Genomic DNA, 15,157 nt, shown 5'->3' with positions numbered 1-15,157 from the left:
TGTTATGGAACTGTGAGAAACCTCACGAGAAGTGGTTAAAATTCGATCTGCGTCAAATAAACAAATACAGATTTTTTCATTAAATTCTTTTTAAATTAATAAGATAAAATAAATTGTCTGTTCAGTGTCACAGTTTTAGACCAAATGATTTGGCTATTTTTGGCAGCTAAAATAGCTTTAAAAGGCAATCGCTAACTCGAGTTAGCATCGTTGATAAAACGCATATGATCTTGTAGGCACATTCGCATTAACGGTGACGATGGCTTCCTGGCAACGCTGTTTTTCGCCTGATTCACTGATTACAGTTTCTGTATATTGAGGAAAGCAGCAATGTCTGAAACATTTTTACAGATGAGTCATATTACGAAACGCTTTCCCGGCGTATTAGCGTTGAGTAATGTGGATTTTACTTTACGCAAAGGTGAGGTTCATGCGCTGTTGGGGGAGAATGGCGCGGGAAAGTCTACCCTGATGAAAATTTTATCCGGTGTATATCAACCTGATGAAGGTGATATTATTTTTGAGGGCCAACCCGTTTCGTTTGCAAACCCATTGAGTGCACAAAACGTAGGTATCACCATTATTCATCAGGAGTTTAACCTTTTTCCTGAACTGACGGTCGAAGACAATATATTTATTGGCAGGGAGTTTTGCAAAAATAACCGCTGGCGTCTGGATGAGAAACAACAGCGACAGGCTGCTATCGATATTTTGCAAAAATTAAACCTGAATATCTCCCCAGACACGCTGGTTGCCGATCTTACTGTTGCTCAGCAACAAATGGTTGAGATTGCGAAAGCGATATCGGTGAATGCCAAGATTCTTATTATGGATGAACCAACGGCGGCGTTGACTGAAACTGAAATTGACAGTTTATTCCGGGTTACACGCTTACTTAAAGAACAGGGAACGGGCATCGTTTATATCTCGCACCGACTGGAAGAGTTGGCGCTGATCGCCGATCGCGCTACCGTCATGCGGGATGGGCAGTTTATTGCCACAGTGGATTATGACTCGGTCAAAATCAGCGACCTGATTGCCATGATGGTTGGGCGCGACCTTGGCAATATTTATCCCCGCCGGGAGCCGCAACCCCAGCGTAAACCGGTGCTGGAAGTTAGTGGTCTGACGCGCAAAGGCGTACTGAACAATATCGATTTTACCTTGCATCAGGGGGAAATCTTAGGTTTTGCCGGGCTGATGGGGGCCGGGCGTACAGAGCTTGCACGGGCGATCTTTGGTGCCGATCCCATCGACAGCGGAACCATCAAGCTGAACGGTAAAGAGACGGTAATCAAGGATATTCCTGATGCTATCCAGCAGGGCATTAGCTACTTAACCGAGGACAGAAAAAAAGAGGGCCTGGCATTAGGATTGTCCGTTGAACGCAATATTATGCTAGGAAATTACCCCGAGTATTCTAACCGATATGGCAACGTGGATAGCAAACGCTGTCAGCAAACCAGCGAAGAGCAGGTGAAAGCACTGCGTATTAAGACGCCGCATCTAGAACAGGCTGCGTTGAATTTAAGTGGCGGTAATCAGCAAAAAATTATTATTGCCAGATGGGTATGCAAGGACACCGACATTCTCATCTTTGATGAACCCACGCGCGGTATTGATGTGGGGGCCAAGCTTGAAATTTATGAATTAATGAATCGACTGGTGGCAAAAGGGAAATCAATTATCATGATTTCCTCTGAATTACCGGAAGTGCTGGGTATGTGCGATCGCATTTTAGTTATGCGTAATGGGCGTATTACCGGAGAGTTAGCTTCTGATGACGCCACACAAGAAAAAATCATGCAATATGCGACGTTAGAGGACTAATTTATGACTATCTCTGTAACCTCTTCAGACAGCAATAATAAGAAAATAAAAATTAACAAAGAGCTTTTAATGCGCCTGGCTCCGCTTTTGAGTCTGATTATTCTGGTGATATTTTTTAGTTTTGGATCACCTTTCTTCTTTAACACCGAAAACATTATGACAATTGCCCTGCAAACCTCAGTGATTGGCATCATGGCAATTGGTGTTACTTTCGTCATTATCACCTCAGGAATTGACCTTTCTCTCGGTTCGGTAGTGGCCTTTTCTGGCGTCGCAGTAGGCATTTGCGCCACCCTGGGTTTGCCTTTGCCAATATGCATTCTGGCTGGCGTACTCGCTGGTGGATTATGCGGCTATATCAATGGCTTGCTGGTCACAAAAATGACTATTCCGCCCTTTATTGCCACCCTGGGTCTGATGATGTCTGTCCGGGGGATCAATATGGTAATGACTGACGGCCGGGCAATTTACTTTGCTGATTATCCCACCTTCAAGATGCTGGCGCAGGGACGCTTGTTCGATGTGCTGCCTTATCCCGTTTTTTACCTCGTGGTCGTCGCACTGATCGCCGCATATATCCTCAAGAAAACGGTGATTGGTCGTTATGTCTATGCCGTGGGGAGTAATGAGGTTGCTGCACATCTTTCCGGGATTAAAGTCCAGCGCGTGAAAATTTTTGTCTACGCATTTTGTGGTCTGCTGACCGGGATTGCTGGGGTCATTCTGGCTTCTCGCCTTAACTCGGGCCAGCCGACCGTCGGCGTGGGCTATGAACTGGAAGCCATTGCTGCGGTGGTCATTGGCGGCACGAGCCTGATGGGGGGGATTGGCACTATTGGCGGCACCATTATCGGCGCATTCATTATGAGCGTGTTGAAAAACGGTCTGAACCTGATGGGTGTCTCGCAGTTCTGGCAAATGGTGGCCATGGGCGTAGTCGTTATCGCCGCGGTTTATCTCGACACGTTACGCAAAAAAATTCGTTGATTTACGCACCCGGAAGTCTCGGGACAACATAACCCTGACGTTTAGGGTGACTCACTCAGAACGGAGTAAAACAATGAGAACCAGGAATTTTGTCTATGCGTTATCCCTGCTGGCCTGCATGACATCCAGCGCACTGGCTAAAGATATGAACCTTCCTGTGGTCAGTAAAGGTTTCCAGCATGAATTCTGGCAGACCGTAAAAATGGGTACCGAAGCAGCAGCGAAAGAGTTGGGCGATAAGACCAGCTATGTTGGGCCTGCTGATGAAACTCAGATTGCTGAGCAGATTCAGTTGGTTGAAAACGCAATGGCGCAAAAGCCTAATGGATTGCTGTTGGCAGCATTAGACGCCAATGCGCTTGCACCATTAGTGGAAACAGCGAATTCACGCGGCATAAAGGTTGTGACGTTTGACTCAGGCGTAAATTCTGACATTCCTGTCAGCTTTGTGGCAACGAATAACCGTAAAGCAGGGGCTGAAGCGGCAGATGCTCTCGCTGCACAGGTGGGTAGCAAAGGGAAAGTCGGCATTATTGCGCACGTGGCTGGAACCTCTTCCGCAATTGAACGTTCGGAAGGTTTTGTGGCCAGAATGAAGGAAAAATATCCGGATATCAAAGTGCTGCCGGTTCAGTACAGCGATGGCGATCCGCAAAAAGCGATGGATAAAACCATCGATATGATCCAGGCAAACCCCGATATTGCCGGGATCTACGGCACCAATGAAGGCTCAACGCTGGGTGTGGCGAACGCCATTGATAGCCAAAACCTGAAAGGTAAAGTGAAGGTGATTGGTTTTGATAGCACTGAAGCAATCATTGCCTTCCTGAAATCTGGTGTAATCCAGGGCTTTGTTGTACAGGACGCGTACCAGATTGGCTATCAGGGTATTAAGACGCTGAATGCGGCCGTGTCAGGTCAGTCAGTACCGAAAGAAATTGATATTCCGGTGAAATTTGTGAATGCGCAGAACATTGATACACCGGAAATCGACAAGCTGTTGCACCCATTCGGTAAAAAATAAGACCGCGGGGGCGGTGCATTCGCCCCATTATTAGCCAGCGTCAGGGAGCTACTATGAGCAGTGGATATTTCCTCGGAGTGGATGTCGGTTCTGCCAGTGTCAGGGCGGGTGTTTTTGATGCCAGTGGCAAACGGCTGGCTTTTGCGACATTCCCTATCTCGCAGTTTCGACCTGGCCCTGAGCGGGTAGAGCAGTCATCTGCCGAAATCTGGCAGCAGGTTTGCCATGCCGTGAAGGAGGCAGTGTCGTCAGCCGGGGTTTGCGTTGAGGAGATCCGCTCGTTGGGGTTTGATGCCACCTGTTCGTTAGTGGCTCTGGATGAACAGGGGCAAGGTCTGGCGGTTTCACCTGGTGAACCGTCAGATCACAACATCATCATGTGGATGGATCATCGTGCGGTGCAGGAGACACAGCGGATCAACGCAACGCGGGACCCCGCGTTGCGCTATGTCGGGGGGGAAGTCAGTGTCGAAATGGAACTGCCCAAAGTGCTGTGGCTAAAAAACCATTTCCCTGCGACCTGGCAGCGAGCACACCGCTTCTACGATCTGGCGGATTTTTTGGTCTGGCAAGCCACCGCTTGTGATGTTGCAGGTCTGTGTACTTTAACCTGTAAATGGAACTATCTGGCACATGAACAACGCTTTAGCCACTCCCTGCTGGATGCGGTTGAATTAACGGATTTGTTGAGCAAAATTCCGTCGCGGATCCTGCCCCCTGGCGCGGCCGTTGGGACGCTCAGCCCCGATGCGGCACAAGCGCTGGGACTGACGACTGCGGTGGTAGTCGCCAGTGGCATGATCGATGCGCATGCGGGGGGCGTGGCGCTTGCTGGTGTCGAGCCTGCGGGAACATTGGCGTTGATCAGCGGAACATCAAATTGCCATATGTTGTGCAGCGAGCAGGAAATTCATACACCGGGAGTATGGGGGCCGTACTGGTCCGCCATGCTGCCGGGTTACTGGCTGACGGAAGGGGGACAAAGCGCTGCCGGGGCGCTGGTTGACTGGACGCTTCAGGAGTCAGGTGCCAGCGCTGAGTTGTATCACAAGGCTGAGGCACGAGGTTGTCATCCGATAGTGTTAGTTAATGAATGGGTGGCTGCATTGGAAGCACAGGAGTCAGAGCCTGGTCGTTATCTGCATGTACTGGCCGATCATCACGGTAACCGTTCCCCGCGTGCGCGACCTGATGCCCAGGGCAGCGTTTGCGGTTTGACGCTTGAACGAGGCGAGATGCAGGTTGCTCGTCTGTATCTGGCGACATTACAGGCGATTGCCTGCGGCACCCGACACATTATGGAAGTGATGCGCGAAAACGGTCATACCATTTCTCGACTGACGCTGTGTGGTGGTGCAACACATAATCCACTGTGGTTGCGAGAGTATGCAGACGCCACCGGATGCGATATTCACCTTTTGCAGGAAGAAGATGCCGTGACGTTAGGTGCGGCTATTACTGGTGCGGTAGCCTGCGGAGGGTGGGCAGATGTTCCCTCCGCCTGCCGGGCGATGGTTCGCCCAGGCGGGGTGATTAAAGCGAATCCGGCACGACAGGACTTCTATGACCGTAAATTCCAGGTATATCTGATGATGTGGGATCAACAGCAAGCGCTTAACCAGGTTATGCAGTAAGACAAAAGTTTAAAATACTTTTATGATTGTGAATTGACGTTTTTGGATGTGAACTGGGACATATAAATGGCTAAAACAGTAGAACAGATAGCCAGCGATCTGAATTTATCGGTGACGACCGTGCGACTGGTGCTGAACGGGAAGGCTGAGCAATATCGTATCAGTGTCAAAACCCAAACGCGTATTAATGAATACGTTGAACGGTATGGTTATGTCATAAACCATTCAGCCCGCAGCCTGAAACTGAATAAAACAGATACGTTGGGGCTGATTGTGCCCAATATATCTAACGTCTTTTTTGCCACACTTGCCGAAAAACTTGAACAACGTTGCCGTCGCTCTGGATATCAATTAACGATTAGTTGTACCTACGATGATGTTGATTATGAAAACAAATTAACGAAAGCGTTAATAGCTCGTAATGTTGATGGCCTTTTTATTGTTCCCTCAACCTTAGAGAATCAGCAACACCATTTGCGTCAGGTCAGAAAACCGATGGTGCTACTCGACAGGGATTTTAAGTATACCGATAACGCACTGGTTGAAAGTCATAACATTTTAGGTGGTGAAAAGCTGACGCAAAGTTTGTTTGATGCAGGAAAATCTCCGATCTGGTTTTTAGTCGGGGATACCGGATTGCCCAGTATTGGTGATCGTTTGAAAGGTTATCTTAACGCATTGAACAATAATGGAATTGCTCACCGTGACTGGGTGCGTGAAGGTCCGGATAATACGCCGGATGGTGGCTACCGGTTGATGGAGAAACTGATCAACGAACAGGGCTGTCCGCAGGCGTTTATTGCCTCATCATTACCTGTGCTGGAAGGTGCCGTCATTGCTCTTCGCAATCGTTTTGGCGTGATTCCACCGGACATTAATATCGGGACATTTGATGAACATCCGATGCTGGGATTCCTCGCTAATAATGTCTGGTCAATGCAGCAGGATGAAAATGTCTGGGCGGAAAAAGCCTTCACTATGATGATGAGTGCTATTGATGACCAGCCAATTAAAGAAACCGTAAAAGTTGAGATGAAACTAATTAAGCGTGTAAGACAACAATAATTCGTCGCACTAACTAAATCGGCCAACTGAATCTGAATAAATATGTTCAGTGGCTGCTCATATCTGAAACCTGACCCGTCTTACTCTGCGGCAGCATTTTTTCGCAATAAAGACGAGGGGCAACTGTACCCGGAGAATCATTATGGAAAGAATGCGTTTATCACGTGAAATCATCGAAACCTGCCTGGAAATGACCCGTCTTGGGTTGAACCAGGGAACCGCCGGAAATGTGAGTGCGCGATATGAAAATGGAATGCTGATCACACCCAGCGGTATCCCTTACGAAAGACTCACTGAAAACATGATCGTGTTCGTAGATAACGACGGCAAATATGATAAAGGACAATTACCTTCCAGTGAATGGCGTTTTCACCTGGCAGCTTATCAGACGCGTCCGGATGCCAATGCGGTCGTTCATAACCATGCGATTCATTGCACCGCCGTGTCAATTTTGAACCGTCCTATTCCGGCAATCCATTACATGATTGCCGCGGCTGGGGGGAACTCTATCCCGTGTGCGCCGTATGCGACGTTTGGTACACGAGAGCTGTCAGAGCATGTGAGCGTCGCGTTGAAAAGCCGTAAGGCAACGCTGTTGCAGCACCATGGGTTGATTGCCTGTGAAGCGAATCTGGAAAAAGCACTATGGCTGGCGCATGAAGTGGAAGTTCTGGCCCGCCTTTATCTGAGCACCCTGGCGATTGTCGACCCGGTGCCGGTGCTGGATGACGAAGAGATCGCCATTGTGCTGGAGAAATTCAAATCTTACGGATTACGAATTGAAGAGTAATTTCGCATAGCGAAAAGGAGAAATACGATGGCGAACAGAATGATTCTGAATGAAACGGCATGGTTTGGCCGGGGAGCTGTTGGGGCATTAACGGACGAGGTCATCCGTCGGGGTTATCGCAAGGCTTTGATTGTCACCGATGCAAACCTGGTACAGTGCGGCGTTGTCGATAAGGTGACATCCCGTATGGATGCCGCCGGTTTGCCGTGGGAAATCTATTCCGGCGTGATCCCGAATCCTACAATTGCAGTGGTGAAGGAGGGATTGGGAGTCTTTCAGCAAAGTGGTGCTGATTATCTGATAGCGATAGGCGGCGGCTCCCCGCAAGATACCTGCAAAGCGATTGGCATTATCCACAATAACCCTGAGTTTGCCGATGTCCGCAGCCTTGAAGGGTTATCGCCAACACGTGCTGCGAGCGTACCGGTGATGGCAATCCCTACGACGGCAGGGACGGCGGCGGAAGTGACCATTAACTACGTGATCACGGATGAAGAAAATCGGCGTAAATTTGTCTGTGTCGATCCGCATGACATCCCGCAGGTGGCGTTTATTGATGCCGATATGATGGACGGTATGCCTGCCGCGTTAAAAGCGGCGACCGGGGTCGATGCGTTGACCCATGCTATTGAAGGTTATATTACGCGGGCGGCGTGGGCACTCACTGACGCGTTGCACATCAAAGCCATTGAGATCATTGCCGGGGCGTTGCGCGGCTCTGTTAATGGCGACAGCCAGTCCGGTGAGGCAATGGCGCTGGGTCAGTACGTTGCCGGGATGGGATTTTCAAACGTCGGTCTGGGACTCGTGCATGGCATGGCGCATCCGCTGGGGGCCTTTTATAACACTCCACACGGCGTCGCCAATGCTATTTTGTTACCGCACGTGATGCACTACAACGCCGAATACACCGGAGAGAAATTCCGCGATATCGCCCGGGTGATGGGGGTGAAAGTGGAAGGTTTGACGCTGGAAGAGGCGCGTAAGGCAGCGGTAGATGCTGTGTTTGCGCTTAACCGCGATGTGGGGATCCCGCCGCACTTACGTGATGTTGGGGTACGTAAGGAAGATATTCCTGCGCTGGCGCAGGCGGCATTTGACGATGTTTGCACTGGCGGTAACCCGCGTGAAGCAAGCATTGCCGATATCGTCGAGCTTTACCATACTGCCTGGTAATCACCTGGCGCTTATCCGGCCTACAGTGTGATTGATTTGTAGGCCGGATAAGGTGTTTACACCGCCATCCGGCAACAGAGCTATCGCCAAAGAACTACCGTGCCAGCCGTAGCTGCTGGAGGTTTCCGTCAATATGTAAGTCCGTTTGCAGGCGCGCGATATCACGGCACAGAAACGCCATCTCTTTATGTATTTCGAGTTTCTTACGCCACTTTTCCGGCACGTCTTCCAGATGTGCGTAAATCCCTTCCAGATGCTGAAATTGCACGAGTAGCTGCGTTGCGCTCTTGGGACCAATACCTGCAACGCCCGGCACTTTTGAGCTGCTGATCCCGGCCAGTCCCCAGTAGTCCGGCAACTGCTGAGGCATTACGCCGAATTCTTTCTCAATGAATGGCGCGTCCAGCCAGCGCTTCTGGAAATAGTCGCGAATGCGTAATGTTGGGGAGAGCAACTGGCAATAACCTTTGTCTGTCGAAACGATGGTGGCCTGATGTCCCGCCTGGGTGACTTTCACCGCCAGCGTTGCAGCTAAATCATCGGCTTCATTCCCGCTCGAGACCCAACAACAGACGCCGCGCTGTTCAAAAGCGGCGCGTAGGGCGGGCATTTCGTGATGCAATTCGTCGGGCATCGGTGGGCGACCTGCTTTGTAGTCAGGTAGCCGTTGGTGACGCCAACCGCTGTTACGTGCCTCATCATCGAATACCGCCACGGCGTGCGTGGGTTGGCTGTGCACAATCAGCTGATCGAGTGCGTGCTGGCATGTCTCCACACAGGGCGACCCCTGGACGGCGTGAATGCGACGAATGAGATTGAGTGCATCGACAATGAGCAGATGGACGGCCACGGTGTTCTCCCTAACAAATTAGTCTGTAGGGTAACATTCACGACGAGTGGAGACGAGCATTGTGAAATAGTGCTATCCGTAGGCCTGATAAGCGCAGCGCCATCAGGCAATAAAAGCCGGATGCGGCGAGCGCCTTATCCGGCCTACAGATACGAAAATGTGCTGAGAATTAATCGCAGGTAACGATCTTCATCGCCAGACCGCCACGCGAGGTTTCGCGGTATTTGGCGTTCATATCTTTACCCGTCTCGTACATGGTCTCGATAACTTTATCGAGGCATACACGAGGCTCGCTGGTACGGCGCAGTGCCATACGAGCAGCGTTCACCGCTTTCACCGAGGCAATGGCGTTACGCTCAATGCACGGAACCTGAACTTGTCCGGCAACCGGGTCGCAGGTCAGACCCAGGTTGTGTTCCATACCGATTTCTGCGGCGATACATACCTGCGTCGGGCTACCGCCCAGCAGTTCTGCCAGACCCGCTGCCGCCATAGAACACGCTACACCGACTTCACCCTGACAGCCGACTTCAGCACCCGAAATTGAGGCATTCATCTTGTACAGGGAACCGATAGCGCTCGCGACCAGCATATAGCGTGCCAGTGAGTTAGCGTTCACTTCGCGGATAAACTTGTCATAGTACGCCAGCACCGCAGGAACAATCCCGCATGCGCCGTTCGTCGGGGCGGTAACGACACGTCCACCGGCAGCGTTCTCTTCGTTCACGGCCAGCGCAAACATGTTGATCCAATCTACAACTGCCATCGGGTCAGTCGTGGTTTTGTCACTGCTAACCAGCATACGACGCAGTGCTGCCGCACGACGCGGAACGCGCAGTTTGCCCGGCAGAACACCTTCGGTGGTGATACCGCGTTCAATTCCACTACGCATCACTTCCCAGACGTTTGCAAAGTGCTGTTCCAGCTCTTCTTTGCTGTGCAGAGCTAGCTCGTTCTGCATCATCAGGCCGGAAAGTGACAGGCCGGTTTCCTGACAGTGTCGTTGCAAATCGGCTGCGGATTTATACGGATACGGCACGCTTACCGGATTGTTATTCGGCAAACCAAAGTGTTCTTCATCAACGATAAATCCACCGCCGATGGAATAGTACGTCTGGCTGTAAATGGCTTTTTCGCCCGCCAGCGCGGTAATGCGCATCCCGTTTTCGTGCAGGGACAGATTGTCCGTATGGAAATTCATGCACTTATCAACCGGGAATTCGACCTCATGTTGACCGTCTGCCAGCAACAAGCGTCCATGGGTATTCACATCCTGGATAAAGGACGGGATAGCATCAATGTCTACGGTATCCGGCAGATTACCCGCCAGGCCCATAATAATCGCGATGTCGGTATGGTGACCTTTCCCGGTCAGGGACAGAGAGCCATAGACATCAACCACTACGCGGGTTACGTCAGTGAGAATTCCGCGTGCAATCAGGTCATCCGTGAATTGTTTGCCTGCTTTCATCGGGCCAACAGTATGGGAGCTGGAAGGGCCAATGCCGATTTTGAAAATATCGAATACGCTAATCATGAGGCGTCCATTGTGTATCGAGGTGCGCCGCCCCGAAGAGCGGCGCAGGGGAATTAACTGAACAGAGAGTAGAAAATAGCGGAGATAGCGATCAGGCCCATAATCACAACGAACACGTTGCTGATATGGCCGCTGTATTTACGCATTGCCGGTACTTTCTGAATCGCATACATCGGCATCAGGAACAGAATCATCGCGATGATCGGGCCACCCAGGGTCTCAATCATGCCGAGGATGCTCGGGTTCAGCGTCGCCACAATCCAGGTGGTTACCAGCATGAACAGTGCAGTGATTTTGTTCAGTTTATTGATTTCGATGGACTTGCCTTTGCCACGCAGAGACTTAATTACCATACCGTTGAAACCTTCACGCGCACCCAGGTAGTGGCCGAGGAAGGACTTGGTGATAGCAATAATCGCGATGATCGGTGCCATCCAGGCAATAATCGGTGCGTTAAAGTGGTTCGCCAGGTAAGACAGGATAGAGATGTTCTGCTCTTTAGCTGCAGCCAGATCCGCCGGAGTCAGGCTGAATACGCAGCTGAAGACGAAGAACATAACGGTCAGTACCATCATGATGTGAGCGAATGCCAGAATCTTGGAGCATTTCTTCTCTGCTTCATCACCGTACTCTTCACGCTTCGCCACGGCGAAGGAGGAGATGATCGGGGAGTGGTTGAAGGAGAACACCATTACCGGAATTGCCAGCCACAGGGTCAGCAGCAGGCCGTTGCCGGTGGTTGCCGCAGAGTCAAAAGACATGGTTTCCAGAATCGCACCGCTCCACTGAGGGATCAGGTACAGTGCCAGCAGCATCAGTGCCGCAACAAACGGGAATACCAGGATGCTCATCGCCTTCACGATCATCTGCTCACCGAAGCGCACGATGGTCATCATGCCGACAATCAGAATCAGAGAGAGGATTGCACGCGGCGGCGGCGTAATCGCCAACTGGTGAGTCAGGAAGCTTTCAACGGTGTTGGTGATTGCAACGCTGTAAACCAGCAGAATGGGGTAGATAGCGAAGAAGTAGAGCAGAGTAATCAGTTTACCTGCGCCAACGCCAAAGTGCTCTTCTACAACTTCAGTGATGTCTTCACCCGGATTTTTACCGGACAACACGAAGCGGGTCAGACCACGGTGAGCAAAGAAGGTCATTGGGAAGGCAAGAATGGCCATGATGATCAGCGGGATCATACCGCCAACGCCTGCGTTAATTGGCAGGAATAATACACCCGCGCCAATCGCCGTGCCGTAAAGGCCCAGCATCCACATGGTGTCTGTCTTGCGCCATGCGCTGCGGGTCTGGCCCGTAACGATAGTGCTGGTTTGAGTGTTTTCCATCTGTTTCTCCTGGAGGAAGCTTAAAAAGTCGGGTTTGGGTTCAATCCAATGAAAAAATACCCGACTGTAAAACGAAATTCGTTTAGCGATTTTTATATAATTTTTCGCCGTAATAATTTTCGGGCGGAAAGATACATTTAAGTAATGAATGTATCAGTGATCGCGATCTCAAATGCAATAATCCACCTTTTATGTGGATAAATTTGGACCATTAATCTGTTAAAAAATAGTCAAAGCGAATTTACGGGCGTGAAGGCTAACATTAACGACATATGGCATGAAAGACAGGGCGCGAAGATACGAGGGTTGCGCTATAAAAACTGTTATTTTTAGTGAATTCTGACGACTAATTATAATTTGCGGTGATAAATCACGGTTTCCTTTGGAAGGTAATCGTTTGCGTTTCGGAGCTTGTCAGACGAAGGATAATTGATGTTTATGTTATTGCGTGAGCTATGTGACTGGTATCACTAAAAAAGCCGGTTGGCTGATGCGCCAAATCCGGCTTTGATATGGACAAAACTGTCACCGAGGTAGCATCAGCTACCCGGTGTTGAAGGTTATGCGCAGATTTCGTAGCAAGGGATATACGCAGTGCCCGGCAACTTCATACGATGTTGTGCAACAAAGCCCTGCAGGAGATCGTCCATGCGGCGCATCATCTCAGGGTCGCCGTGGATTTTGTACGGGCCAAATTCTTCAATGGCGCGAATGCCGACTTCTTTCACGTTCCCCGCGACAATACCGGAGAATGCGCGACGCAGGTCTGCAGCCAGCACTTCAACAGGCTGGTCTGGATACAGTTTCAGATTCGCCATGTTTTCGTGGGACGGTTCGAACGGCATCTGCAAATCAGGCGCGATACGAATTGACCAGTTAAAGCTGTAGGCATCACCGGTGTCCCTGCGGTTCTCTTTCACCAGCGGCATCGCTTTTTTCATTAGACGAGCGACTTCCGCTGCATCGTCAATGATAATTCGATAGTGACGGCGCGCCTCTTCTCCCAGCGTGTGCACGATAAACTCATCCAGTACGCGGAAGTAATCTGCGCTCTCTTTTGGCCCGGTCAGGATCAATGGCAGAACCTGATCTTTGTTCGCCGGATTCATCAGGATACCCAGTAGGTACAGCAGCTCTTCAGCCGTTCCTACGCCGCCGGGGAAGATGATAATGCCGTGAGCGATACGGACGAACGCTTCCAGACGTTTTTCAATGTCCGGCATGATGATGAGTTCGTTAACCAGCGGGTTTGGTGGTTCCGCAGCGATAATTGACGGCTCGGTCATACCGATAAAGCGGCTGTCTTTGTAGCGCTGCTGAGCGTGGCCGACCGCGGCACCTTTCATTGGTGCTTCCATCGCGCCCGGACCACACCCGGTGCAGATGTTCAGTTCACGCAGGCCTAACTGAGTGCCCACGCGGCGCGCATACAAGTACTCGTTCTCGTTGATTGAGTGACCGCCCCAGCAGACGACCATGTTCGGCGCTTCACCGACGTGAAGTGCCCGGGCATTACGCAGAATGGAGAACACCAGGTTGGTGATGTGAACCGAGCTTTCGAGATCCAGATGCTGAAAACGACCCGCGTTATGGATCTGGCCATTGACGAAAAGAATGTCGCGCAGGACGGCAAACAGGTTGGCCTGCAGCGCGCGAATGATGCGCCCATCGACAAACGCGTCTTCAGGTGGGTTGATCAGTTCCAGCTTCACACCGCGTTCACGGCGCAGCACGTTAATGTCGAAACTTTCGAAACGAGACAGCAGCTCTTTGCTGTTGTCGGTCAAACTGCCGGAGTTCAGAACGGCAAGCGAACAGTTACGAAACAGTTGATACAGGTCGCTGCTGGCCGTGCGTTTAAGCATATCGACTTCCAGCTGCGACAACATGTCCATTGAGCCAAGCGGGCTAATATGTGTAATCAAGTAAACTCCTTACGGGACGAGAGATATCATCCTCTACTGATTACAATAGCCCTGGCTTATGACCTTTCACAACCTTGCGCGCGGAATCCGACACGCAAAATTGAGAAAAAAGATTACTGACGCACCAGTCTGCCTGTTGCGGGGGTGAAATCTGTGTTGGTGCGCCATGGGTTGATATCGAGGCCGCCGCGTCGCGTGTAGCGTGCATATACGCTCAGTTTCTCCGGCTGACAGAAACGCAGAAGGTCATTGAAAATACGTTCCACACACTGCTCGTGAAATTCATTATGGTGGCGGAAGGAGACCAGATAGCGCAGCAACTTTTCCCTGTCGATTTTGCGTCCACGATACTGAATTTGTATGGAACCCCAGTCAGGCTGATGGGTGATCAGACAGTTGGATTTCAGCAGATGGCTGACCAGCGTCTCTTCTACTGCTTTGTCGCCGCTCACGGCGTTTTCCAGATAGTCGGTGCTGAACTGGTAGTTATCAATGACGATATCCTGATTGTCGATACAGGTGCCATTGAAGTGGGCTATCGGCTGCCCTTCTTGTTCGTCAAGACGATAGATCGCCACGCTGACATCACCCTGCGCGCAGGCGCGTAGATCGTGTTCCAGAGTTTGGCGGACGTGTTCCCATGAGTCAAAACGCGTCTGATTAAAACTGTTCAGATACAGCTTAAAACTTTTTGATTCAATCAGATTAACGCTGGTGTAATCCAGCTCTACATGGCCGACCGCAACCTGCGGTAAGCCGTTGGCATTCAGCCATGACAGTTCATACAGCGTCCAGATATCCGCGCCGTGAAAAGGCAGATTATCGGCTTTTAGATCCAGCGGGTCGCGGTTCAGGCTGCGCGGAACACCCTGCAGCAGGCTGGCGTCGTAAATATCTCGGTAATCCGTTGATTTTCCGAGAGTCAGGCCGTCAAGCGCCCGATGATTTTCATAAGAAGACATGTTTCACCGTCATAAACCAGATACACTATGCGAC

The 15,157-nt window shown here is 50.7% G+C and carries 12 protein-coding genes; 7 read left to right on the top strand and 5 right to left on the bottom strand.

Going from position 1 to position 15,157, the window contains the following annotated elements; genetic code table 11:
- Positions 1-330 precede the first annotated feature (330 nt).
- The 7 genes from NNO08_RS02575 to fucO all read left to right on the top strand — a co-directional run bounded on the left by NNO08_RS02575 (position 331) and on the right by fucO (position 8,506).
- Positions 331-1,830 (top strand): sugar ABC transporter ATP-binding protein, encoded by a 1,500-nt coding sequence (locus NNO08_RS02575; protein WP_271441054.1) that lies wholly within the window; start codon positions 331-333, stop codon positions 1,828-1,830.
- 3 nt (positions 1,831-1,833) lie between these two features.
- Positions 1,834-2,817 (top strand): ABC transporter permease, encoded by a 984-nt coding sequence (locus NNO08_RS02570; protein WP_271449519.1) that lies wholly within the window; start codon positions 1,834-1,836, stop codon positions 2,815-2,817.
- 73 nt (positions 2,818-2,890) lie between these two features.
- Entirely contained in the window at positions 2,891-3,841 is a 951-nt protein-coding gene (locus NNO08_RS02565) for an ABC transporter substrate-binding protein (protein ID WP_061068495.1), read from the top strand.
- Positions 3,842-3,894: 53 nt separating this feature from the next.
- Positions 3,895-5,475, top strand: a complete 1,581-nt coding sequence (locus NNO08_RS02560; protein WP_271456123.1) for an FGGY-family carbohydrate kinase — start codon at positions 3,895-3,897, stop codon at positions 5,473-5,475.
- Between the two features lie 66 nt (positions 5,476-5,541).
- Positions 5,542-6,540 (top strand): LacI family DNA-binding transcriptional regulator, encoded by a 999-nt coding sequence (locus NNO08_RS02555; RefSeq protein WP_271454869.1) that lies wholly within the window; start codon positions 5,542-5,544, stop codon positions 6,538-6,540.
- A gap of 142 nt (positions 6,541-6,682) precedes the next feature.
- Entirely contained in the window at positions 6,683-7,330 is a 648-nt protein-coding gene (fucA, locus tag NNO08_RS02550) for an L-fuculose-phosphate aldolase (protein ID WP_005130946.1), read from the top strand.
- A 27-nt stretch (positions 7,331-7,357) separates the two neighbouring features.
- Complete coding sequence (fucO, locus tag NNO08_RS02545) at positions 7,358-8,506, top strand: lactaldehyde reductase (protein ID WP_048213086.1); 1,149 nt, start codon at positions 7,358-7,360, stop codon at positions 8,504-8,506.
- 94 nt (positions 8,507-8,600) lie between these two features.
- Here fucO and xni read toward each other — a convergent pair whose 3' ends face one another.
- The 5 genes from xni to queF form a co-directional block, all read right to left on the bottom strand.
- Entirely contained in the window at positions 8,601-9,356 is a 756-nt protein-coding gene (gene xni, locus NNO08_RS02540; RefSeq protein WP_271441050.1) for a flap endonuclease Xni, read from the bottom strand.
- Positions 9,357-9,525: 169 nt separating this feature from the next.
- Entirely contained in the window at positions 9,526-10,893 is a 1,368-nt protein-coding gene (locus NNO08_RS02535) for an L-serine ammonia-lyase (RefSeq protein WP_271441049.1), read from the bottom strand.
- Positions 10,894-10,946: 53 nt separating this feature from the next.
- Positions 10,947-12,236 (bottom strand): HAAAP family serine/threonine permease, encoded by a 1,290-nt coding sequence (locus tag NNO08_RS02530; RefSeq protein ID WP_003034073.1) that lies wholly within the window; start codon positions 12,234-12,236, stop codon positions 10,947-10,949.
- 560 nt (positions 12,237-12,796) lie between these two features.
- Positions 12,797-14,161 carry a nucleotide 5'-monophosphate nucleosidase PpnN gene (ppnN, locus tag NNO08_RS02525; RefSeq protein ID WP_005130941.1) on the bottom strand — a complete coding sequence of 455 codons (1,365 nt, stop codon included), beginning with the start codon at positions 14,159-14,161 and terminating at the stop codon, positions 12,797-12,799.
- 113 nt (positions 14,162-14,274) lie between these two features.
- Positions 14,275-15,123, bottom strand: coding sequence for an NADPH-dependent 7-cyano-7-deazaguanine reductase QueF (gene queF / locus NNO08_RS02520; RefSeq protein ID WP_271456122.1), 849 nt, complete (start codon positions 15,121-15,123; stop codon positions 14,275-14,277).
- Between the last annotated feature and the right edge of the window lie 34 nt (positions 15,124-15,157).

It is taken from the genome of Citrobacter sp. Igbk 17 (genome assembly GCF_028069775.1).
Lineage (GTDB): Bacteria > Pseudomonadota > Gammaproteobacteria > Enterobacterales > Enterobacteriaceae > Citrobacter.
The sequence above is the reverse complement of the archived record's forward strand: the minus strand, read 5'-3'. Positions and strand labels throughout refer to the sequence as shown.